Origin of the sequence: Streptomyces sp. NPDC014727 (assembly GCF_043083485.1) — a bacterium.
Taxonomy (GTDB): domain Bacteria; phylum Actinomycetota; class Actinomycetes; order Streptomycetales; family Streptomycetaceae; genus Streptomyces.
Window position 1 is genome coordinate 1 of sequence record NZ_JBIBYR010000003.1, and the last position, 22,737, is coordinate 22,737.

The 22,737-nt window shown below is 69.7% G+C and carries 19 protein-coding genes and 1 pseudogene; 11 read left to right on the forward strand and 9 right to left on the reverse strand.

The window, feature by feature from the left end; all coding sequences use genetic code 11:
* The first annotated feature begins 60 nt into the window (after positions 1-60).
* Entirely contained in the window at positions 61-237 is a 177-nt protein-coding gene (locus ACF1B9_RS06045) for a hypothetical protein (RefSeq protein ID WP_391739343.1), read from the forward strand.
* A gap of 750 nt (positions 238-987) precedes the next feature.
* Positions 988-2,208, forward strand: a complete 1,221-nt coding sequence (locus ACF1B9_RS06050; RefSeq protein WP_391739344.1) for a hypothetical protein — start codon at positions 988-990, stop codon at positions 2,206-2,208.
* A gap of 122 nt (positions 2,209-2,330) precedes the next feature.
* Here the strand turns inward: ACF1B9_RS06050 and ACF1B9_RS06055 are convergent, their stop codons facing one another.
* Complete coding sequence (locus ACF1B9_RS06055) at positions 2,331-3,305, reverse strand: LuxR C-terminal-related transcriptional regulator (protein ID WP_391739345.1); 975 nt, start codon at positions 3,303-3,305, stop codon at positions 2,331-2,333.
* Between the two features lie 1,647 nt (positions 3,306-4,952).
* On the opposite strand from ACF1B9_RS06055, the gene ACF1B9_RS06060 reads away from it, so the two are divergent.
* Positions 4,953-6,158 (forward strand): NAD(P)/FAD-dependent oxidoreductase, encoded by a 1,206-nt coding sequence (locus ACF1B9_RS06060; RefSeq protein WP_391739346.1) that lies wholly within the window; start codon positions 4,953-4,955, stop codon positions 6,156-6,158.
* The gene (locus ACF1B9_RS06065) at positions 6,155-7,075 is read left to right on the forward strand and encodes an RNA polymerase sigma-70 factor (RefSeq protein ID WP_391739347.1); all 921 of its coding nucleotides are present in this window, start codon (positions 6,155-6,157) and stop codon (positions 7,073-7,075) included. The genes ACF1B9_RS06060 and ACF1B9_RS06065 overlap by 4 nt, the downstream gene beginning before the upstream one ends.
* A gap of 34 nt (positions 7,076-7,109) precedes the next feature.
* Here ACF1B9_RS06065 and ACF1B9_RS06070 read toward each other — a convergent pair.
* A pseudogene (locus ACF1B9_RS06070) lies at positions 7,110-7,427 on the reverse strand (maleylpyruvate isomerase N-terminal domain-containing protein); the annotation flags it as partial.
* 289 nt (positions 7,428-7,716) lie between these two features.
* On the opposite strand from ACF1B9_RS06070, the gene ACF1B9_RS06075 reads away from it, so the two are divergent.
* From ACF1B9_RS06075 to gap, 4 genes are all read left to right on the forward strand, one after another.
* Entirely contained in the window at positions 7,717-8,226 is a 510-nt protein-coding gene (locus tag ACF1B9_RS06075) for a GNAT family N-acetyltransferase (protein ID WP_391739348.1), read from the forward strand.
* Positions 8,227-8,676: 450 nt separating this feature from the next.
* Positions 8,677-9,384 carry a hypothetical protein gene (locus ACF1B9_RS06080; RefSeq protein WP_391739349.1) on the forward strand — a complete coding sequence of 236 codons (708 nt, stop codon included), beginning with the start codon at positions 8,677-8,679 and terminating at the stop codon, positions 9,382-9,384.
* 238 nt (positions 9,385-9,622) lie between these two features.
* Positions 9,623-10,579, forward strand: coding sequence for a GlxA family transcriptional regulator (locus tag ACF1B9_RS06085; RefSeq protein ID WP_391739350.1), 957 nt, complete (start codon positions 9,623-9,625; stop codon positions 10,577-10,579).
* 101 nt (positions 10,580-10,680) lie between these two features.
* A complete protein-coding gene (gene gap, locus ACF1B9_RS06090; RefSeq protein WP_391739351.1) occupies positions 10,681-11,679 on the forward strand; it encodes a type I glyceraldehyde-3-phosphate dehydrogenase in 999 nt (332 codons plus the stop codon).
* Between the two features lie 293 nt (positions 11,680-11,972).
* On the opposite strand, the gene ACF1B9_RS06095 is transcribed toward gap, so the two are convergent.
* The 7 genes from ACF1B9_RS06095 to ACF1B9_RS06125 all read right to left on the reverse strand — a co-directional run bounded on the left by ACF1B9_RS06095 (position 11,973) and on the right by ACF1B9_RS06125 (position 19,216).
* On the reverse strand, positions 11,973-13,151 hold the full coding sequence (locus ACF1B9_RS06095; RefSeq protein WP_391739352.1) for a GDSL-type esterase/lipase family protein: 1,179 nt from the start codon (positions 13,149-13,151) through the stop codon (positions 11,973-11,975).
* A 465-nt stretch (positions 13,152-13,616) separates the two neighbouring features.
* Entirely contained in the window at positions 13,617-14,123 is a 507-nt protein-coding gene (locus tag ACF1B9_RS06100) for a DUF302 domain-containing protein (RefSeq protein WP_391739353.1), read from the reverse strand.
* Positions 14,120-14,878 carry a hypothetical protein gene (locus ACF1B9_RS06105; RefSeq protein ID WP_391739354.1) on the reverse strand — a complete coding sequence of 253 codons (759 nt, stop codon included), beginning with the start codon at positions 14,876-14,878 and terminating at the stop codon, positions 14,120-14,122. Before ACF1B9_RS06105 ends, ACF1B9_RS06100 begins: the two co-directional genes overlap by 4 nt.
* Positions 14,879-14,945: 67 nt before the next feature.
* Positions 14,946-15,950: a zinc-binding dehydrogenase gene (locus ACF1B9_RS06110; protein ID WP_391739355.1), complete on the reverse strand. Its 1,005-nt coding sequence runs from the start codon at positions 15,948-15,950 to the stop codon at positions 14,946-14,948.
* A gap of 73 nt (positions 15,951-16,023) precedes the next feature.
* On the reverse strand, positions 16,024-17,031 hold the full coding sequence (locus ACF1B9_RS06115; RefSeq protein ID WP_391739356.1) for a recombinase family protein: 1,008 nt from the start codon (positions 17,029-17,031) through the stop codon (positions 16,024-16,026).
* 248 nt (positions 17,032-17,279) lie between these two features.
* A complete protein-coding gene (locus tag ACF1B9_RS06120; RefSeq protein ID WP_391739357.1) occupies positions 17,280-17,957 on the reverse strand; it encodes a response regulator transcription factor in 678 nt (225 codons plus the stop codon).
* Positions 17,954-19,216 carry a sensor histidine kinase gene (locus ACF1B9_RS06125; RefSeq protein ID WP_391739358.1) on the reverse strand — a complete coding sequence of 421 codons (1,263 nt, stop codon included), beginning with the start codon at positions 19,214-19,216 and terminating at the stop codon, positions 17,954-17,956. The genes ACF1B9_RS06120 and ACF1B9_RS06125 overlap by 4 nt, the downstream gene beginning before the upstream one ends.
* Positions 19,217-19,335: 119 nt before the next feature.
* Here ACF1B9_RS06125 and ACF1B9_RS06130 point away from each other — a divergent pair, with 119 nt between their 5' ends.
* The 3 genes from ACF1B9_RS06130 to ACF1B9_RS06140 are packed head-to-tail and all read left to right on the forward strand — an operon-like array spanning position 19,336 to position 22,675.
* Entirely contained in the window at positions 19,336-20,283 is a 948-nt protein-coding gene (locus ACF1B9_RS06130; RefSeq protein ID WP_391739359.1) for an ABC transporter ATP-binding protein, read from the forward strand.
* Entirely contained in the window at positions 20,280-21,842 is a 1,563-nt protein-coding gene (locus ACF1B9_RS06135) for an ABC transporter permease subunit (protein WP_391739360.1), read from the forward strand. The genes ACF1B9_RS06130 and ACF1B9_RS06135 overlap by 4 nt, the downstream gene beginning before the upstream one ends.
* Positions 21,839-22,675, forward strand: a complete 837-nt coding sequence (locus ACF1B9_RS06140; protein ID WP_391739361.1) for an ABC transporter permease subunit — start codon at positions 21,839-21,841, stop codon at positions 22,673-22,675. The genes ACF1B9_RS06135 and ACF1B9_RS06140 overlap by 4 nt, the downstream gene beginning before the upstream one ends.
* Positions 22,676-22,737 lie beyond the last annotated feature (62 nt).

Genomic DNA, 22,737 nt, shown 5'->3' on the forward strand with positions numbered 1-22,737 from the left:
CCGTCAGCACCATCGTGCCGCTCAAGCCATCTCCCAAGTCCGTGGTAGCACCGGGGAGACATGATCACCCCGGACAGATTCCACGTAACTTTTAAGATGCTCAAACGCCAGATGTTCGGCCGCGCAGGCTTCCACCTTCTACGCATTGAGGGGGACTACATGGGCCAGATCCATCCCGCCCCTGCCAACGACCCTCACCGCACATCGATCAGCGAACGGAACATCGCCGCGACCTGATCGAACTACGTTGCTTTGGCCAGAGTTGACTGATTTATACCAACACGGTGAACATCCTCGAAGAGTCGGTGATCAACCGTGCCATGGGCGGGCAACGGGGTCAGAGTCGCCCAGAATGACTACCGTGAGGCCCAAACAGTAAGAGCGCCGTCATCCACGGTTCCTGCTTCACGGAAAGTGAGCCAGAAACCGAGGAACGACAGCACTCCGGATCTTCGCAGCGCCTCCTGCTCAGCAGGTGATTCGGAGGTTGTCGCCGGGTTCGAGGCGTCCACGCACGGCCCGCACTGGCCATCGCTCTGGTTGCCTCAGGACTGTGCCCAGCCCCGTACCGCCTCCCAGCGGGCGTCGGTGAACTTCGCCCCGACGGCAGTCGGTGCACACCGGTCGGCGTGCCTCACGCTCAGCCGCCCGGCGGCGCGTCTCTTCCTCGTGGGCCTTCGCGGCCCGGAGACGGTAAAGGGTGTCGCCGTCGGGGGTGTCGAGCGCGTCGGTCGCGGTGTGGCCTCCGCCATCTGGCCGCCGCTCCCGTCCGTCGCGTACGAGGGGCAGGTGCGGTGGAACCGGTTGGACGCCCGGAGACCGGGCCGCCGACCGCGGACGCGAACGCGTGACGGGATCCACGAGGCTGTCAGGTTCCAGACATGCCGGTTTCAGACAGTGAACGACGCTTCTTGATCCGGTAGTTGGACTTACAGACTGAGCGTCGCCCTTGGATGCCCTACCGGGGCACCCTCGAAAGGAGACCTCGTGAAGAAGACCCTGTCTGTGGCAGCGAGCCTGGCGATCGCCGCGACCTGTGGCCTTGGCATGGCGCTTCCCGCGCACGCCGCTGACGCGACCGGTGTCACAACTGCGGCGAGCCGGTCGCTGCAGTCCTCCATCGACACCTCCTCCATGGACCCGCAGCACCAGGCCGTCGTCGACCGGATCCTGGCCAAGCTGCCCGCCGACTGGGAGGCCCGCCTCGACGCGGCCAAGGCCAAGTACGGTCTGAAGGGCGAGGAGTGGCAGCAGATCCGCGACAGCGCGATCAACCCCGGCGACTACCAGTGCCAGACGACCGATCTGTCGAAGTACGCCAACTCCCTCCTCGATGACGCCCAGGACCCGTGGACCATCTTCATCCTGTCGCTCTTCGGTGGCTTCGACATGCCCACCTACGACGCGCTGATCTACGGCAAGGAGTCGTCGTCGAACAGGTTCGGCGTCAAGGGTGAGTACACCCAGCAGCTCAACTCCGAGATGAAGAACCTCAAGCGCTTCTGGGACATCGACTCCGCGCGCATCGAGCTGATTCCCATGCACGGCGCGGACGTCTTCACCAGCCCGGACCGGCTTGCCCGCACGCTCTCCGTGCTGTACGGCGGCACGCCCGAGGAGAACCTCGACTTGGCCGACATGTTCATCGAGCTGGTCGACTCGGAGCCGGTCCTCCAGGGCGGCGCCAACCCGATCTTCACCTTCAACGCCTTCGCCTACAGCGAGAAGGACGACCCGGAGCCGCTCGGCATCACGGAGCGGATCATCATGGGTGACGGCATCCTGCAGGGCATGAACGCGGTGAGCCTGGGCGACGTCGCGCCGCGCGGCATCCTGGGCCACGAGTTCGGTCACCACGTCCAGTACCAGAAGAACCTCTTCGAGAGCGACCTGACCGGCCCCGAGGCCACCCGCCGCACCGAACTCATGGCGGACGCGTTCGGCACGTACTACCTGACCCACTCCCGCGGCGAGTCGCTGAACGCCGCCCGCGTCCTCAAGTCCGAGAAGTCGTTCTACCAGGTCGGCGACTGCAGCTTCACCAGCTCCGGTCACCATGGCACGCCCAACCAGCGGCTCGACTCGGCGACTTGGGCGGCGGGCGTGGCCAACGAGGCGCCGAACCAGGGCCACATCCTGCCCGCCCTCGCGTTCGACACGCTCTTCGAGGCCAAGCTGCCCGACCTGGTCAAGCCGGACAGCAAGTGACAATCACCGCCACATCGCGGGGCGATGAACGCCTGAGCGGCTGAGGACCCGCGCGGGGCGGGCCGGATCACGCACCGGCCCGCCCCGCGCGCCCACGCCGCGAGCCGGGCCGTGGTCCGGGGTCACAGCCAGCCGCGGCGGCTGGCCTGGACGCCGAGCTGGAACCGGGTCTTGGCGCCGAGCATCTCCTGGAGGCGGGCGATGCGCCGGGCGACGGTGCGCTCGCTCACCCCGAGCTCACGGGCGATCGACTCGTCGGTCAACCCAGTGCTGAGGTAGCTCAGGAGCTGCCGTCCCTCGGAGGTCGCCTCGCTCTTGACGGCTTCACCGGCCGGCGGGAGCGGAACGGCGATCTGCCAGTACGACTCGAAGACGCCGATCAGACCCTCCAGGAGCCCCGACGGCTGCACGACGACACTGTGGTGTCCCGTACGGTTCGGGGCGGCGACGGAAACCACGGCGAAACGGTCGTCGCAGACCAGCACGTTCAGCGCGACATCGGGGAAGACCCTGGCCTGTTCTCCTCGGGCGACGCACTCGTGCGCCACTTCCAGCGCTTTGGGGTCCTGCAGGATGTTGGCGCTGTACACCACCCGGTAGGCGATCCCGCGGTCCAGCGCGTCGAGCGTGCCGGGGCCGACCTCCGGCATCCGGTCGCCCCCGCCCACCGGCCCGATCGACAGCGCGCGCACCTGGGACACGGCCCCGTTGTGCACCCGCGACTGGATCTCTCCGCGCCGCTCGGAGGTGTCGACGACCTCGACGTAGCTCGCTCCGGCGGTGTGGTCGAGCCAGTACTGCGACAGGGCCGTGGCGCTCTCGTAGGCGATCCGGGCCTGGCGCGCGCGCCGCTCGGCGACCGCCTCCAGCACCGCGCGGGGCGGCTGGGCGGTCAGCCTGCCGTCCGTACGGGACACCAAGCCGATGTCGCTGAGTTCGGCGACGGCGTCCTTGAGACCGTCAAGCAGCGACCCGACCAGCGCCGGCCGGTCGGTGAGTTCGGTCAGGGTCTGCGGTCCCCATTCCACGAGCGCGAGGTAGGTGGCCTCCGCTGTCGCGGAGAGACCGAGAGCCTGCAACGGGCGCAGCGTGCGCATGTCCCCCCAACCCGGCGGTACCGCACGGCACCACCCCCGACCCCATTTCTACGGTGGCTGTCATTCCGCCAAAGATCGTCACCCTAACACCGGCATGATCACGCGGACCAGGAGCGGACGGTGTGACGAGCGCGCTGGTGAAAGCGTCGGCGTGAACGCCGACGGAGACGCCGGCGGAAGCGTCGGCAGTCGGCCCGCGCCCGCCGGTACCGGGGGCGGCCGGTCACCCCACCGGCTGACCCGAGGAGAAGCCACCCGTGCCGAAAGGTGTCACCAAGCGCGCCGCCCCGCACCCGCGCTGCCCTGCTGAGGGCGGCCCTGTTCAACCTCCCCGGCAACTGGGCCCTCCCCGGCGCGGGCTGACCGCGCAACCGCCCGGTGCGGTGTCCACCGGCTGGGCCTGTTTCGCCACCCGGTTGTCCCACTCGCCGACTGCGCCTGGAGCGACAACGGCCCGTGACACTCCTGCACGTCCGACAGGCGCCGGATGCGTACGCGTACCGGAAGCCGTAGCGGTGGGCCATTGAAATCGGGCCATGCGAAAGTCGAGCGATTTCGCCGTTCGGTCAGCCGATACTGCGGCTGGTCCGCGAAAGGTTCGTAACCAGTGCCGCCGGGCACTTGTCCCGCATCGGCCCGCGTCCCGTCTCACGGGATCTTGCCGCTGATCCACCTGACGTTCTGCGATGCGCACGCGAGGACAAGCCCGCGCGAGACTGCAAGTCGCAGGAGGCACAGGATTTCCCGGATAGTGCTCCGTACGACGGGGAGGACACCTGGGAGAAACACGCGGCGGAGGCCGCCCGGTGCGAGTTCTGGCAGGAGGGGCCGTGGCTCATGGGACGGGTGGGAGACGGTGAGTGCGCGGCGGCGGCTGCGCCGGTTCGGTGCGTGGGCGCGCAGCGCAGTGAAGGTCGCGGGCGGGGTGGCCGTGACGGCTTTGGCGGCGTTGCTCGTCGTCCTCGGGTACGGATTCGTCCGCCAAGGGCTCGACGGGCTGAACGACGCCTCCGCGACAGCCGCGCGTGGACAGCCGGTCGACGGGGTCGTCCTGGCGAAGGACGAGGTGGCCGGGCCCCAGGGAAGCCGCTTCAAGAGGATCGAAGTTCGTTTCACAACGGCCGCCGGCCCTATCAGTTCTGGGAGGCCGGCGACGCGGACATCGGCGACACGATCCGCGTCCACTACGAGCCGGGGCATCCCGAGACGGCGAGCACCCACTCCGTGACAGGCAACAGGGTGGCGTACGGCATTCTGGCCCTGAATGGGCTCGCGCTCGTGATCCTCATGCCGCTACTGGTACTCAGGGGCGGCTGGGAAGGTCTCCGCGGCATTCGGCGGGCGACACGGAAGCGGATTCGGCCGGCGGCGGGATGACGCTGCCGGCCCGGAGACAGCCTCGTCCTTGCGCTCACGGATGCCGTGAGCCGGTCGGCGCGGACGGAGCCGGCCCGGATTCCGGGTGCCCGACCGCCGCAGGGCAGTCGTCACAGCCGCCGCGTCATGACGGCTTCGCGGACTCCTTCGACCGCCTTCCGGCAGGCCTCGATTCGGGCTGTGTCGCGCATCACATCCGGTCCATGTCACGTCCAGGCCGCCTGCTCCCATCTGGTGTGTGTCCGCAGGCGAGCCGAGGAGGACGGAACGTTGAACGCACGACAGGAGACCGGCACCACGACCGCGCACCGCGTGGTGGTCCTGGGGGCGGGGTACGCGGGCATGGCCGCGGCGATCCAGCTCGCGGCCCGGGTCAGGGGGCGCGAGGGCGTAGAGGTGACCTTGGTGAACGCACAGGAGCTCTTCACCGAGCGGATGCGGCTGCACATGACGGGGACCGGGCAGCGGTCCGCCGAGCTGAGCATCCCGGAGCTGCTGGAGGGCGCGGGCGCGCGGTTCGTGCGCGGCTGGGTGACGGCGATGGACGCGGACGCCAGAACCGTGCGGATCGACGACGACCGGGTGCTGCACTACGACACGCTGGTGTACGCGCTGGGCGGGGCCGCCGACACCTCGACGGTGCCGGGGGCCGAGGACCACGCGTACACCCTGAGCAGTGCCCAGGACGCCGAGTTGCTGGCCGCCCGGCTGAAGCGACTCGGAAGCGGCACCGTGGTGGTCGCCGGCAGCGGGCTGACCGGCATCGAGTCGGCTGCGGAGATCGCCGAACAGCATCCGGAGCTGAATGTCGTGCTGTTGGGCCGGGCCGGGCCCGGTGCGGCCATGAACCCCAAGGCCAAGGCGTACGTGCGGGCCGCGCTCGACCGACTGGGCGTCCAGGTGCGCGCCGGAGTCGAGGTGGTGAAGGTGCTGCCCGATGCGGTCGAACTGGCGGGCGGGGAGAGCATCGCCGCCGACGCCGTTCTGTGGACCAGTGGTACGCGGGTGTCGCCGCTGGCGGCCGCCGCCGGGGTGACGGTCGACGAGCGCGGACGCATCGTCACCGACGCCACGCTGCGGTCGGTGTCGCACGCCGACGTGTACGCGGTCGGTGACGCGGCCGCGATCCGCCAGGGCTACGGCGTCATGCACGGCACTTGCCAGGGCGGCATGCCGACCGGGGTGCACGCCGCGCTGTCGATCGACCGCGTGCTGAAGGGCAAGCAGCCCAGGCCGTTCCGCTTCGGCTACTACCACACGCCGGTGAGCCTGGGGCGGCACGACGCGGTGGTGCAGTTCACCCGCCCCGACGACAGCCCTCGGCGAATTCACCTGACCGGCCGTATGGCGGCCCGGTATAAGGAGACAGTGACTGCCTCGCCCTGGCCGACCTACGGCCGCATGAAGAAGATGCCCGCCTCGGGCGCGTTCTGGCCCCGAGGGGGCCGCTTCACCCGGGTCGGGGAGGCCCGATGACCAACCTGGCCGCCCGCCCCGACCAGCAGGTCTTCCACGAGCACCGGCGGCTGCTGTTCTCCGTGGCCTACCGCCTCCTCGGCTCCGCCGCCGACGCCGAGGACGCGGTCCAGGACACCTGGATCAAGTGGTCCGCCGCCGACCGCTCGCAGGTGGCCGACCCCAAGGCGTACCTGACGCGGATCGTCTCGAACCTGGCGCTGGAACGGCTGCGCTCCACCCGGCACAAGCGCGAAACGTACGTGGGCCCGTGGCTGCCGGAGCCCATCCTCACCGGCGGGGACGCCTCCGAGATCGTCACGGACGCCGAATCGGTGTCGATGGCCATGCTGGTGGTGCTGGAGACACTCAGCCCGCTGGAGCGCGCGGTGTTCGTGCTGAAGGAAGTCTTCGACTTCAGCCACGCCGAGATCGCGCAGGCGGTGGAACGTTCCGAAGCCGCAGTGCGACAGGCCGCGCACCGGGCCCGCGAGCACGTGCAGGCCCGGCGGCCGCGCTTCGCCGCCGACAGGTCAAGGCAGCGCGAGGCCACCGAGCGGTTCTTCGCCGCCGCGACCGGCGGGGACGTCAACTCCCTGATGGAACTGCTCTCCCCGGACGTGACCCTGTGGACCGACGGCGGCGGCAAGGTCCGCCAGGCCCTGCGCCCGGTCGTCGGCGCGGCCACGGTGGCCGCCTGGTTCGCGGCGATCGGCACCGTCACCTACCAGGGAGTCGATCCCGCTGACATGAATGCCCGACTCGTCGGGATCAACGGTGGGCCGGGCATAGTGTTCAGCGGGCCCGAACGCGTGATGGCCACCGTCACCTTCGACTTCGACGCCGACGGCCGTATCACCGCCATCCACAACGTGGCCAACCCGGACAAACTCAAGGCAGTCACCGACGGCACCACTCACGGCATCGGCACGCGGTGAGCACCGCAACCGCGTGCTGCCGCCGGGTGCAGGAGACACCGTCGAGTGCCGCCTCGTCCGCCAGCGGCTGCGGGGCACCCAGGGTGATCCGGGCGTCGTAGGTGTGCACCGCGACCTCCTGGAGCTGATGTCGGGCGACGGCGCCGGAGACCGGGGAAGCCGCAGCCGGGCCGGTGACCGTGGCCCAGAAGCGGTGCACACCGCCCAGATGCTGCACCAGATCGAAGCGTCCACTCAGGACAGGTCGGCACCTGCACGTCGAGGCTGGGCGTGGAGGCGACCGCGGCCCGGACGCGGTCGACCGTTCGTCGATCAGGCGCAGCAAAGCACAGAACCCAGGTGTCGTTGTCACGCCGACTGTCCGTCACTCGTGCTCCGACAACGGACGGGAAATCCCCGGCCGACGCGGCGGGCGCGCGAACGACTTGAGTCCGCATCACAAGAGCGGAGACTCCACTGGAGTGTGATAGATTTCCTTTCAGTATTTAAGCCTCCCCGGCCGGGCCCCGCCCCCGCCAGGGAGGCTTTTTTCATGCCCTGATCCACCCCGGGCACAACGGGAGACCACCGCCGTCCTGCCACAGCCGAACAACCCCGTGATGCCCCGGACACCACCCGACCGCCGAACATGGAGGAAATTCATGACCGACATATCCGTGCGCCTCGCCGGCCAGGCCGACCGACCGACACTGGAGCGCCTCTGGTTACTGTTTCGACATGACATGTCGGAGTTCAGCGGTGTGCTGCCCCGCCCGGACGGAACCTTCCGAAGCGATCGGCTCCACGCCGCCTTCACACAGGCCGACTGGGCGCCCTATCTCGTGACCAGGGGCGAGTTCCCCGTCGGGCTCGCATTCGTACGCAGCCTGACAGGCCCGACGCGCGTGCTGAGCAGCTTCTTCGTGGTGCGTGGCGTACGCAGGACGGGGATCGGGCTACGCGCTGTTCACGAGGTCGTGACGAAGCACCCGGGGCCCTGGGAAGTCGCCTTCCAGGAAGGCAACGACACCGCAGTCGGATTCTGGCGCCGCGTTGCTGCCGAGATCGCAGGCGACGCATGGGCCGAGGAGCGCAGAGCGGTACCGGGTCGCCCGGACCTGCCACCCGATACCTGGATCTCGTTCACCGCCCCGGCTACGACCCAGGACTGAATGCCGAGCGCAGCGTTGCTGCCGAGAAGGACTCGGCAGCAACGAATGCCCCGTGCCCGAGGGCATTGCACCATCCGTAACACCCGGCGCCACCAAGAGGATTGCAGTTCTCCGGGGTGGCCGAGGTGCGCGGTGGTGGGGATGCGCGAGCGTGCCGTACGCGGTCTGTCCGTGCGGCCGAGATCACCGGCCGGGGCGGCGCCCGCGCATGAGCCGCAGAGTCCACGAGGCCGACTGACCACTGCCGTTGCCGCACGCATCAAGGGCTGGCCGCACCGGCACGAGGCTTCGGCCGACTCGCGGCATGCGACCTGAGGGTGACGACATCTACGTCGCACGGCGTGAGCGAACGCCGGGACGTCCAGCCTGCCGACGGATGACCGGGACCACGCGAACTCGCAGGATGGATCCCGTCAAACACCGGCTCCTCAAGAAAGGCAGGAGATCATCATGGCGTCTCTTCCACTGGGCAGGACCGTGGCCGTCCTGGCCGCACTCGCCACAGGTCTCACCCTGTCCGGTTCCGCCGTCGCTTCTCCCGGACACCGGGAGGAGAAGCCGATCCGCGCGAGCGTCGTCGGAAGCGCCGAGTTCGTGCTGCCCTACTACAAGGACGACGACATCCGCTCGTTCACCTTCGACGCCCATGGCGCCCCGTACAGCCGTCCGCTGCCCACGATCCCCACAGGTCTGCCCACCGACGCACGGGGGACGATCGAGATCTCTCACTACTCGGCCGAGCGACACATCACGTACACGTCCAAGGGGCGCGTGGACTGCTTGGTCACCGGACCGCGAACCGCGACACTGACAGCGGTCATCACCGAGGTGAGCCCCGGCGGACCGCCCACCGTCGGGCACCGGGTCGGGCTGAGCGTCTACGACGGGGGCAAGGACGAGGGCCGTTCTGCCGACCGTGTCGGCTTCTCCTGGAACGGCGTGAACCTGCTGACGGAGAGCGGCACCCCACCCGAGGAGGCCCCGGTCGGCACCTGCATGGCCCCCGCCCCGTACGCCCCGGTGACCAACGGCGGGTACACGGTCACGCACGCCGAGCTGCCGCCGCCACCGCCGACGCCCAGCCAACCGGAACATCCCCTCTCAGGCCTCCCCGGCAACACGGCGCACCCCCAACCGTCATGGGCGGCTCACAGATAAGTGTCGACGGGCAGCTGCCGGGCCACCGGGGGAAGCGGCATCGGCAAACGATCAGGACGCAGTGCGGCGGTGCCGGCCAGTTCCTCACGGATGCAGGTGTAGGCATGGTCGAGTTCCCTGACCCGAATGCGGGGGTCGGCCTGCCGGCAGGCCACCGGCTCCCGCCCGGGCCCGACGATCCCGCCCTCGGACTCCTGCCCGAACGGTCCGCCCCCACATCCCCTCGTATTCTGTTCCCGTGCCAGCCTCCCGCCTGCATCGCGTCGCCGTCCTTGTTCTCGAGGGCGCGAAGCCGCTCGATGTCGGCATTCCTGCTCAGGTGTTCACGACCCGCGCGAGCATGCCGTACGAGGTGCGGGTGTGCGGCGCCGCGCCCGGTCTCGTGACCGGTGGCGACGGCCTGTCGTACTGCGTCGCCCACGGCCTCGACGCGCTCGCGTGGGCCGACATCGTCTTCATTCCCGGCTACCGGTTCCCGGACCGCGACGACCCGCCCCAGGCCGTCGTCGATGCGCTGCTCGCGGCCCACGATCGGGGCGCACGCCTCGCCGCCATCTCGACGGGCGCCTTCGCGCTCGCCGCCACCGGCCTGCTCGACGGCAAGCGCGCCACGACGCACTGGCATTACACGCGCGCGCTTGCGGCGAAGCATCCGCTCCTCCAGGTCGACGAGAACGTCCTGTTCGTCGACGAGGGAAGCGTGCTGACGTCGGCCGGCGCCGCCTCCGGCATCGACCTGTGCCTGCACATTCTGCGCGGCGACCTCGGAGTGGCCGCATCGAACCACGCGGCCCGACGCCTGGTCGCGGCCCCCTACCGCAGCGGCGGCCAGGCGCAGTACGTGCCACGCAGCGTGCCCGAGCCGCTCGGCGAGCGGTTCGCCGCCACCCGCGAGTGGGCGTTGCACCGGCTGGGCGAGCCCCTCACCCTCGACGTGCTCGCCCGGCACGCGACGGTGTCGCCACGCACGCTCTCGCGGCGCTTCGCCGAAGACACGGGATACACGCCGATGCAGTGGGTCATGCGTGCCCGCATCGACGTGGCCCGCGAGCTGCTCGAACGTTCGGAACGGAGCATCGAGCAGATCGCCGCCGACACCGGCCTCGGCACCGGTACGAATCTGCGGCTGCACTTCCAGCGCATCCTCGGCACCACGCCTAGCGAGTATCGGCGCACCTTCACCCAGGGCGAGTAGCCCGCCACCGTGGCGCGATCCTTTCGAGCCGTGGCACTCACGCCGCTGTCACGGGCGGACGGTGCAAGCGAACCTGATGGCGAACCGAAGGGACACCACTCATGACTCGTATCGCCATCAACGGATTCGGCCGCATCGGACGCAATGTGCTGCGCGCGCTGCTCGAACGCGACAGCGACCTCGAGGTCGTCGCTGTCAACGACCTCACGGAGCCCGCCACCCTTGCGCGGCTGCTCGCGTACGACACGACGGCCGGCCGGCTCGGCCGCCCGGTGACCGTCGACGGAAACGTCCTTGTCGTCGACGGCCGTCGCATCACGGTGCTCGCCGAACGCGAACCGGCGCAGCTGCCGTGGGCCGAGCTCGGCGTCGGCATCGTGCTCGAGGCGACCGGCCGCTTCACGTCGGCCACGGCCGCCCGAGCCCACCTCGACGCAGGCGCGAAGAAGGTGCTCGTCAGTGCTCCGTCGGACGGCGCCGATGTCACGCTCGCGTTCGGGGTCAACACCGACGCGTACGACCCGGCCGTGCACACGATCATCTCGAACGCCTCGTGCACGACCAACGCGCTTGCACCGCTGGCCGCGGTCCTCGACGAGCTCGCCGGCATAGAGCACGGCTTCATGACGACGGTTCACGCCTACACCCAGGAACAGAACCTGCAGGACGGCCCGCACCGTGACGCCCGCCGCGCCCGCGCCGCCGCTGTCAACATCGTGCCGACCACGACGGGCGCCGCCAAAGCCATCGGCCTCGTGCTGCCGAACCTCGATGGCAAACTGGCGGGCGACTCGATCCGCGTACCGGTTCCGGTGGGTTCGATCGTCGAACTCAACACGACCGTCGCCCGCGACGTGACGCGCGACGACGTGCTGGCGGCGTACCGCACCGCAGCACAAGGGCCGCTCGCCGGCACCCTCGAGTACTCGGACGACCCGCTCGTGTCCTCCGACATCACGGGCAATCCCGCCTCATCGATCTTCGACGCGGCCCTCACCCGCGTCGACGGCCGCCACATCAAGGTGGTCGCCTGGTACGACAACGAATGGGGCTTCTCGAACCGCGTGATCGACACACTTGAGCTCATCGCCACGCACTGACCGGACGTCAGGACACCCGCCACCTGCCCAGAGCTTGAACCTTCGTTTGGATCAGGCCGGATCAACGAGCGGGGGCCCGGTGCCGTGGACGCAAGGCGGAGGAGGGAGTCATGGCGACCGACGACAGCGCGGCGAGGCGCGGCACCGGGCCCCGCGAGCCCGGCCTCACCCGAACGAAGCACCTCAGCCGCGGCGGATCCGCGCGAGCAGACGTGGAGGTGCATCGCGGGCGTGAAGTCCGCCGGCATGGGCTCCGCCACGAAGCGATCGCGGTCTGCGTGACCGCGATCCGATCAGTCGGTCTTGGCGGCGAAGGGACCGCCGTCGCCGAAAGCGAGCCGCGCGAAGTTCTCGCCGATGCGGCGGTGTGCTGCGGGATCGGGATGGACCTCGTCCGGCAGGGGGAACTCGGCGTAGTCCGTCTCGCCGTACAGGTCGCGTCCGTCCAGGTAGTGCAGGTTCCGGTCGTCGGCCGCCCGCTGGTGGACGATCCTGGTGAGTTCGTCGCGGATGACGTTGAGCGTCAGTCGTCCGGCTGCGCGTTCGGCTGGATCGCCCGTGGCCTTGAACCGCAGGGTGCCGCCGTCGAAGTCGGGCGCGAGGGGGCCGGGAGTGTCCTCCTGGACCGGGCACAGGATGGAGGACACGACCAGTAGCGGCGTGGTCGGATGCCCCTCGCGGATGGTGTCCAGGAAGCCGTGGACTGCGGGGGTGAAGGCGCGCAGGCGCATCACGTCGGAGTTGACGACATTGATGCCGATCTTGAGGCTGATCAGATCCGCGGGTGCGTCCCGCATCGCGCGGGCGGTGAACGGGTCGAGCAGCGCGCTGCCACCGAACCCCATGTTGACCAGCTCCACTCCGCCCAGGGCGGCTGCCAGGGCCGGCCAGATGGCACTCGGATGAGCGGCGTTCGAGCCGTGGCTGATGGAACTGCCGTGGTGCAGCCACACCCTGCGCCCGTTGTCCGGAGCCTGTTCGATGGAGGCGTTGGTGCGCAGCGCGATCAACTCGGTGATCTCCGTATGCGGGAGCCAGATCTCGATGTTCTTGTCACCCGTCGGCAGACCGTGGAAGCGGGCGGTGCCGGGAGGCCCCTCGGACAGCTCGGCGGACTGGGTGAGCATGTCTGTGATGGTGCGGACGTTACCGCCGGTCACCGTGGCCTGGGCGGCGAGATCGCCATCGACCAGCAGGTCGTACACGCCGTCCGCCGGGGCGGGGAAGCCTTGGTAGACCCGCTTGGTGGGCAGCGTGTCGAGTTCAATCGCGGTGGCCCGAGTACGAAAAGCCAATCGCACGCCGGAGGGCTGCGCCTCGGCCATGGCCAGTTGGTCGTCGGGGATCTGTCGGCGCGCCCGGGCGGGCAGCCGATGCGGCAGCAGACCGTGCGAGGTCGCCTCCACATCGAGGAAGCCGCGCAGGATGTCCGCAGTGACAGGTGTGGTGATCCAGTGGTGCTCGGTGTTCATTGCCTCTGCCTGTTGATCAAGAATTTCGGAATGTTCATTTGCGCCGGGGCTCGGCGCGACGGACCCCTCCGGTTCCGCGGTCAGTCCCACTCGAACCATAGCCTTCCCCCCATCCAGCTATATCGATCATGCATTTGCCTAATAGATTTAGGCAAATTAGCGTGTCGTTCATGAAGCCTCTGTCTGAGCAAGAGATCCACCAAGATCACCACATGAAGCGTCCAGCCAGGCACACACCTGAGACCGTGTACCGGCACGTCGGCACCGGCCACCTCTCGCCCCGGATGGCCAAAGGCCGTCGGCGGCACTCGGGCTGGCGATCACCGACGCGATGGTCGAGCGCGGCTGTTCCACCAGGCGATGCAGCGGCGGAACACGCTGCTCTGCTCCTTGTGGCCGGCGCGGTCGGTGTCGCCCAGGGCGAAGTGGCGCAGGGCGGTACCGGTCGACCGCCGCCCTGTGGAGTCACAGTTGGGGAGGTACGTCACCACCGAGGAGGGTGATCAGCTGAGCGAGGAGGGCGTCGAGTTCGCGGCCGACGTCGGCGATCCCCGGGTTGCCGTAGTCGGCGAACAGCAGGCTGGGCTGTTCGACGGCGAGTTTCGTGTCGCCGTCGGGGTCCGCGTAGAGCAAGGTCCGAAGCGGTGCATGCAGCATGACCGAAGGGTCGTGGCGGAACATGCGTTCGGCGATGGTGTGGTTGCCCATCAGGTACTGCGTGGCCTTCCAGAGGGATGGTGATCCCGCCATGACGGCGGTGATGTCGCTGCGGAAGTAGCGCATGAACCCGTGCGGTGCGTTGATCTCGGCGAGCTCGAGCGTGGCCTGCCAGGAGGCCATCTGGAAGAAGCGGTCGAGATCGACCTCGGGGACAAGCATCTCGTAGTGCTCGCGGGCAGCGTCGTAGGAGCGCGGGAGCGCCACAACGAGCCGTCGGGCGGGGTGGTCGATGACGGCGGTGTCCGTGGTCATGGTTGTGCCTGTTCGTCGCCGGAGTGAACGAGTTCGACGTCGTGGATGTCGAGTGTGATGGAGGGGAGGTTGAGGTTGACGCTGTTGTCGGGATTGCGACGGAAGACTCGTCGGCGCGTGGCAACGAGCAGACCGTCGAAGCTCTTGTGGCGGCTGGTGTAGTGGCCGACGAGTGTGCTGCCGTTGACTTCGGTGATGTAGTCCATGCGGCGCTGCATTCCGAGGGCGTCGAAGTAGAACACCTGGTCAGGGTTGTGCGTGGCGATCTCGGGCGGGAAACGCACCTGCAGGCGTCGCCAGGTCTGCCCGGCCTCGCGCCACGGTTCGATCTCGTGGACCCGCACGTCCGGATGGGTGAAGAGGAACGGGGTGGTGAAGTAGTTCCAGCACGCGTAGCCCAGAAAGTAACCGAGATGTGGAGCGTCCCAGGCGCTGTTGCGGAGCATTCCCTTGAAGCCGGCGCGTGCGGGGGCGAGGGTCTCGACCGGTTCACCGTCTAGGGTCTGCATGGTGACGCTGTCGGCGGCGGCGTCGAAGACCATCCGCTGGTCGGGGCGGGTGAACGGGGTGAACACGATGTGCTCTCTGACCGTGTCGAGCGTCAGGATCTGGTCGAACGTCTTGTCCGGCGGCCAGCCCTTCATCGCCCAGATCGGGCCGCCGATGGAGATGTCGACGTTCAGGCCACGCAGAGTGTCCCAGGACTCTTGGCCGCCGGCGGTGGCGATGGCCAGATCGAGGAGTTCGTTACTCATGAGCCACTTTCCGTCGCGATGTGTATGCCGGTCACAATCCGGGGACCACCAGGCCTTCCGGCGGCTGTCAGGGGCGGACGAGAACGAGGCCGACCTTGCCGGGCCGTACCGCGTGCTCCACGGCGTCGGCCAGCTCGCCGAGGCCGTACGTGGCGGCCACCTCGAACTGGTCCTTGAGCTCCAGCGCGATCTGCTTCGCGGTGGCGACGTCGGATGCCCTCCTCTCGGCGGAGGCCTCGGACAGCCACCGGCCGATGTTCTTGCCCCTCAGCGTCAACGATTTGTTGAGCAGTGTCGACGCGTGCACCGGGATCGAGTCTTCGGCAATTTGCCCGTAGCTGACGAGTCTCCCGCCCGGCACCAACAGGTCCAGAAGGCTCTCTGCCAGCTTCCCGCCGATCGGGTCGAGGGCCACACCGACCGGACGGCCGCCGGCTGCCTTGCGGACCTCCTCGGCCCAGCCCGAATGCGCTGTCGACACGACCGGCACGTCGGGGAACCGCTTACGCAGCTCGGCAGCCCCGCGGTCGCTGCGGACGACATTGACCAGTGCCAGGTGGTGAAACCGGCATATGCCAGTCACCAGCCGCCCGACCGACGAGCCCGCGGCGGTCTGCACCACAAGACCGTCGTATCCGAAGGCCAGGTGCTCCTGCGCCTCACGGCGCAGCATCACCGCGGTGAGCGGGTTCGCGAGCATCTGCGCGGCGACCTCGTCCGACAACTCGTCCGGTACGGCGACGACCACCTCGGAGTCCGCCACGATCCGCTGGGACCACGCCCCCGGCTGGGGGAAGACCGTTACGCGGCCACCGACCTCGACACCCGGGGCCAAGCGCGCTCCCGGGCCGATCGCCTCCACCACGCCGGTGGCCTCCAGGCCGGCCGGAACCGGCTGTGCACCCTTCCCCGGGTAGGCTTCGATGGCCTGGAGATCACCGGGGTGCACCGAGAAGGCCGTGGTGCGGATGAGGACCTGGCCGTGCCCGGGCGCTGCCGACTCCGGCTCCTCGATCACGGTCAGGACGTCGGCAGGCACCCCTCCACGTGTGTGGACAACACGACGGTTCATGGTTCTTCTCCTGCGCGCTGGTACGGCCCTGTTCTCCCGAAGCTACGGCGAAGTGACATGTAGCTCTCTGTAATCAGAGTGGCGCTCGGTCAGGGAGAGCGGGGCGAGGTCCGGGGACTTCGCCGATCTGGAGGGCGGCGAAGTCGGCGCGGGCCTGTTCGACGGCTTCGGGGTACGCCTCGCGCTTGGCGTGCTCGGCGAGCGCCCGGTAGATGCTCGCGACGGAGGGGTTGCGTCCCTTGCGCTTGCCGGTGGGGATGATCAGGTCGGGCTGGATCTGCTCGACGGACTCGCCGCCCGCGCGGCGGCGGAGCACGGTGTGGAGCATGTCGTCGGTGATGACCGGCGGCCGGCCGCCGTGCTGGCCCTTGCGGGCCGCGGTGTCGAGCCCTTCGAGCGTGGACTCTCGGATGTTCTCCCGTTCGGTCTCCGCCATCGCCGCGAAGAACGCGAACAGCAGCTTGCCCGGACCGGTGGGGTCGTAGATGCCGGGCAGGGGGCCGGCGAGCATCTCCAGGACCAGGCCGTGGGCGGTGAGGTGGTCGGCGAGGGCGGTGAGTTCGGCGGCGTCGCGGCCGAGCCGCTTCATCTCGTACACGGTGAAGATGACCCGGCAGTGCGGCGCGTGCGCCTTGACCTCCCGCGCCGTCCTCAGCGCCTCCTCGAACTTCGGGCGGACCCGCACCCGGGTGCTGATCTTCTCGCTGAAGATCTTGTCGCGCGGGATGCCGTGCCCCGCGAGCGCGTCGAGCTGGGAGTCGAGTTCCTGCCCGAGCGTCGAGCACCGCGCGTACCCGATGCGGATGTCCGCGCTCGGCAGGTCCGGGTCGATCGGCGCCGGGGGCGGGGTGCCCGGCCGCCACGGCCGGCCCGGGCCGCGGTCGGCCGGGGTGGGCACGCGCAGTGCCTTCTTCAGCCAGGGCACCAGGGTGAAGCGGCGGGTGTGGTAGGCGGAGGCGACCGCGCCGCCGCGCGAGCGGCACGGCGAGCCGGGCTGGGCGTCACACTTCGGACAGGCGTGCTGTTCGACGTTGTCGGCGTCCGACCGGTCGGTTGAGGAAGGCTGCTGAGGGCCCGTCATGAGCCTGGATTTTCGCACAATGCAACTCTCAGAAGGGGGGTCCGTCCTGCTTTTGAGCGAGAACGGGTTCTGAGAACGAATCCGGGTGCGGCGGGGGTCCGGCGGCCGGTTGCTGATCTTGCTCGCGCAAAGGAACGTTTGTGAGAGTAACCGCGTGTGTCAGTCCCCGAAGTCGGCTGCACAGATGGCTGGAGTCGGGTGCAGTGAGCACCGCCTCCGCTCGCGGGCCGTCGGCCTCTGGCGGCTGCTCAGTCGGGTGGGACGGCTGGGTCGATGATCCGATACCCCACGCCGGGTGTGGTGGCGATGGCCGGGGGGTCACCGAGTTTGCGGCGCAGGCGGCTGATGGTCACGGTGACGGTGTTGGTGAACGGGTCGGCGTGTTCGTCCCAGACCTGTTCGAGGAGGTTCTCCGTGCTGAGGAAGGCGGGGCTCGCGTTCATGAGGGCTTCGAGTACCGCGAATTCCTTGACGGAGAGGTCGAGTTGGTGGCCGTCGCGGCTGGCGGTGCGGCGCATAGGATCGAGTTCGATGCCCGCCGTGCTCAGGGTGCGGGACCGGGCGGCGGGGCGGCGGCGGGCCAGGGCGCGGATGCGCAGGATGAGTTCGGGAAAGTGGAAGGGCTTGGCGAGGTAGTCGTCGGCGCCCAGGGTCAGGCCGCTGACGCGGTCGCCGGGTGAGTCGGCGGCGGTCAGCATCAGGACCATCACGCGGCCGTCCCGCTCGGTGATCATCTGGCAGAGGGTGTCGCCGTGGATACCTGGCAGATCGCGATCGAGCACGACGACGTCGTACGCGTTGACGTCCAGCTTGGCCGCGGCGTCGAGCCCGTCGTGGGCCACGTCCACGGCCATGCCCTGGTCGCGCAGTCCCTCGGCGATGACTTCGGCGAGGGGGCGGGCGTCCTCGACCACCAGGACTCTCAACGCGCCACGTCCATCTCTGTGTTGGGAGCTTTCGCCGTCGCCCTGCCGTCCGTACGGGGGAAGGTGATGGTGACGCGCAGTCCGCCGTCGGGGCGGGCGCGCAGGTTCAGGGTGCCGTGGTGGGCCTGGGTGATGGCCGCGACGATGGACAGGCCGAGGCCGCTGCCCTGGCCGGTGCCGGAAGTCCGGTCGGCGCCAAGGCGGCGGAAGGGCTGCGAGAGGTCCGCCACCCGCCGCTGGTCGAGGACCGGGCCGCTGGACTCGACGACTAGGGACACTGCGCCTGCGTCGTCTCCTTCGGCCCGTACCGCGACACTGATCCAGCCCCCGGGGTCGTTGTGCGCGATCGCGTTGTCGACCACGTTGTCGACCGCGCGGCGCAGCAGCGTCTGGCTGCCCCACACCCACGCGGAGTCGTCGATCCCGTTTTCACGCACGGTCAAGCCCTTGGCCGCAATGTCCTTTGCCCGTCCGGTCAGGGCGGTCAGCGCGAGTTGGCCGAGGGTGAGGGGCGCCGAGTCGGTGAACTCGGCGTGCTGGGTACGAGCCAGGACGAGGAAGCTCTCCAGTAGCCGGTCCACTTGGTCGAGTTCGGCGCGCATCCGGGCGGCCAGCGTGGCCGTGGTCTCGGGTACCGGGCCCGGTTTGGCGAGGGCCACATCCAGGGAGGCCCGCATCGTGGTGAGCGGGGTGCGCAGCTCGTGGGAGGCGTTGGCGACGAAGAGGCGCTGGGCGTCGAAGGAGCCCTCCAGGCGGCCGAGGAGGTCGTCGATGGTGTCGGCGAGGTCCTTCACCTCGTCGCCGGGGCCGCCGATGGCCAGGCGTTCGTGCAGGCTGTCGGCGGTGATCCGGCGGGTGGCCGCTGTCATCACGCGCAGCGGGCGCAGCACGCGGCCGGCGACGAACCAGCCGAGGCCGACCGAGATCACCGCCATGACGCCGAGGGCGATGGCGGAGCCGATCAGGATCTGCCGGGACTGGGTGTCGTGCGCCTGGGCCAGCTGCTGCTCCAGCTCGTCGATGCGGCCCTGGGCGTGTGCCGCCGTGGCGGGCTGATCGGTGCCGCCATTGGGGGCGGTCTGGCTGGAGCGGGATCCGCCGGATGCCACCACGGCCGCGATGGCCAGCAGCGCCGTTCCCGACAGCAGGAACAGGGTCACGTACAAGGCGGTGAAGCGGGTGCGGGCAGTGCCACGGCGCAGGCCGAGCCGGGCGGTCAGGCCCGCGAGCCGTCGGGGCGGACCCCATGTCATACGCATGCTTCCCTCTCGCCACCGCACCAGGACACGTACCGGGCCAGGCTAAGCCGAGGCGCCTAACAGCGAGATGACAGTGGCCGTTCGGCCCCTGTAATTCGGTCCGTCACAGGGTGGGGGCCATGAGCGATGAGAGTACGAAGGCGACGATCGAGGTCATCGGTCTGCGTAAACGCTTCGGGCCACAGCTGGCTCTGGACGGGATGACGTTCACCGTGCGGCCCGGACGGGTGACCGGCTTCGTCGGCCCGAACGGCGCGGGCAAGTCCACCACCATGCGCGTGATCCTGGGCCTTGACGCAGCTGAGGAGGGAAAGGCCCTGGTCGGCGGGGTGCCGTACCGCACCCTGCGTCGCCCGCTTCGGCATCTGGGGGCACTGCTCGACGCCTCCGCGCTGCAGCCGAGCCGCACCGCCCGTAACCACCTGCTGTGGCTGGCCCACTCGCAGGGCGTGCCACCCCGGCGCGTGGACGAGGTCATCGAACAGGCCGGCCTGGGCACGGCGGCCCGGCGCAAGGCCGGCGGCTTCTCGCTGGGCATGCGCCAGCGCCTGGGGATCGCGGCGGCGCTGCTTGGTGACCCGCCGGTGGTCATGCTGGACGAGCCGTTCAACGGCCTCGACCCCGACGGCATCGTGTGGATGCGCGGCTTCCTGGCCACGCTTGCCCGGCAGGGCCGCGCCGTCCTGGTCTCCAGTCACCTGATGAGCGAACTCGAAGACACCGCGGACCATCTCGTGGTGATCGGTCGCGGCCGGGTCGTCGCCGACACCAGCGTGTCCGAGCTGCTCGCCGAGGCGTCCGGCGGCAGGGTCACCCTGCGTACCTCCGCGCCTCCGCGCGCCGCCCAGGTCCTGCACGGCGCGGGCGCCACCGTTCTCACCACCGGCCACGACACCCTCGGCGTCACTGGCCTGCCCGACGAGGAGATCGTGGCCCTGCTCGCCCGGAACGGGGTGCCGTTCTCGCAGGTGTCCGCGCACCGGGCGACGCTCGAAGAGGCGTACATGGAGCTCACCCGGGACGCGGTGGAGTACCGGGGCATCCCGGCGGGGGAGGCCACGCGATGACCGCCACCCTCACCCCTCGCCCCCCGGTCACGAGGCGCGCTGAGCGGAGCGGGTTCCTCAGGACGCTGCACGCCGAGTGGACGAAGTTCCGTACGGTACGCGGCTGGGTCCTCGCCATGGCGGGGGCGCTCCTGGTGACGATCGTGGTCGGCCTCATCGGCACGGCCGCCCCCGCCCCCGGCGGTCGCGGCGCCGACTCCGCCTCGTACCCGAAGGGCCCCGGCGGCGAGGCCGTCAACGACAACTTCTACTTCGTCCACAGGACGCTCACCGGCGACGGCGCTCTCACCGTTGCCCTGCGGTCGCTGACCGGTGTGACCGACACCGGGATCGGCAAGACGGCCCAGGGCGCCCAGCCCTGGGCGAAGGCCGGGATCATCGTGAAGGAAAGCCTCCGCCAGGGAGCCCCGTACGCGGCGGTGATGGCCACCGGCGGACACGGCGTGCGCATGCAGTACGACTACACGCACGACACGGCGGGCCCTCCCGGCAAGGTCACCCAGGAGTCCCCGCGCTGGCTGCGGCTGGTCCGCTCCGAAGACAGCCTCACCGGTTACGTCTCCACCGACGGCTCCCACTGGACCAAGGTCGGCTATGCGAAGCTGCCTGGGCTTGCGCGCACCGTGCAGGCCGGGCTCTTCGCCACGTCACCGGAGGCGAAGCAGGACACCGCGGCGGGCACGGGCTTCAGCCCCGCCGTGGCCACCGGCACCTTCGGCCGTCCTGGCCTCACCGGTGGCTGGTCCCAGAGCGCGTGGAGCGGCACACCGGTGGGCGCCGACGCGGGCACCTCCGGCAGCTACACGAACACCACCAAGGGCGGCTTCACCCAGACCGACGGCGGCGGGTTCACCGTGACCGGGGCCGGTGACATCGCACCGGTCGTCGGCGGTCCCGTCATGGGCGTCGGCTTCTCCGTCGAGAACTTCCTCGTCGGCACCTTCGCCGGGCTGATCGTGATGATCGCCGTGGGCACGGTGTTCATCACCGGCGAGTACCGGCGCGGTCTGCTGCGTACGACCATGGCGGCAACTCCCCTGCGGGGCCGGGTGCTTGGTGCCAAAGCATTGGTGGCCGGGGGCGTCGCGTTCGCCATCGGCCTGGTCGCCGCCGCGATCACCATTCCCATCGGGGCACGCAGCGCGCGCGGCAGGGGCTTCCATGTCTTCCCCGTCACGTCGGCGACCGAAGTGCGCGTCATGGTCGGCACCGGCCTGCTCTGCTCAGCCGCCGCTGTGCTCGCTCTCGGCGTCGGTGCCCTGCTGCGGCGCAGCGGCACGGCGGTAGCCCTGGTCATCGCGTCGATCGTGCTGCCCTTCCTGCTTGCCACCTCCGGCGTACTGCCCCCGGGCGTCTCGGAGTGGCTGCTGCGGGTGACCCCGGCTGCGGGCTTCGCCATCCAGCAGACCCTGCCGCAGTACGCGCAGGTGCTCAGCGTGTACGAGCCGTCGACCGGCTACTACCCGCTGGCGCCATGGGCCGGCCTCGCCGTGCTGTGCGGATACGCCGCGCTCGCCTTCGGTCTGGCCGTGGTGCGGCTGCGCGGGAGGGACGTATGAGCCTCCTGAGCGGTGCACGACTCACGAACACGGCGGACGGCGCATGGCGAGGGGACTTCGGCCGCGCCCTGCGCGCGGAGTGGACGAAGCTGCGCACCGCGGGGGACATGGGCAAGTTGCTCCTGCTCGCCGTCGCGCTGACCATGGCCGTCGGCTGCGGCACCGCCAAGGCCGTGAAGTGCCCGGACGCGGGGTGCGGCCAGGACGCTGTCAAGCTCGCCCTGACCGGCGTCACCGTCGGGCAGGCAGTCATCGCCGTCCTCGCGGTGCTGGCCGTCAGCGGCGAGTACGGCACCGGGATGATCCGCACCACGCTCACTGCGATGCCGAACCGGATCACCGTACTCACCGCCAAGGCGACGGCCCTCACCACGGTCGTCCTGATCTCCGGGACGGCTGCCGTCCTCGCCTCGCTCCTTGCCGGCCGCTACATCCTGCCCGGCAACGGATTCACCGAGGCCCACGGCTATGCCCCGTTCTCCCTGGCCGACGGTCCGACCCTGCGCGCGGCCATAGGCTCGGTCCTCTACCTCGCCCTGGTCGCCCTGATCGGCCTCGGCGTGGCGACGGCGGTACGGGAGGCGGCGAGCGCCATCGGGATCGTGCTCGGGCTGCTCTATCTCTTCCCGGTCGTCACCCGGGTGGTCCACGACCCGGAGTGGCAGCGCCACCTCCAGCAGATCTCGCCCATGACCGCCGGGCTCGCGATCCAAGCCACCGTCCATCTGCACGAGCTGCCCATCGGCCCATGGGCCGGCCTGGGCGTGCTCGCCACGTGGGCCGCGGCCGCGCTGCTGGTCGGCAGCCTGCTGCTGCGCAGGCGCGACGCGTAGCCGAATCGCGCCGTCCGCGAGGCACGGTGGCTTCGGGCCCCTCCCCGGCCCGGCGCCTCACC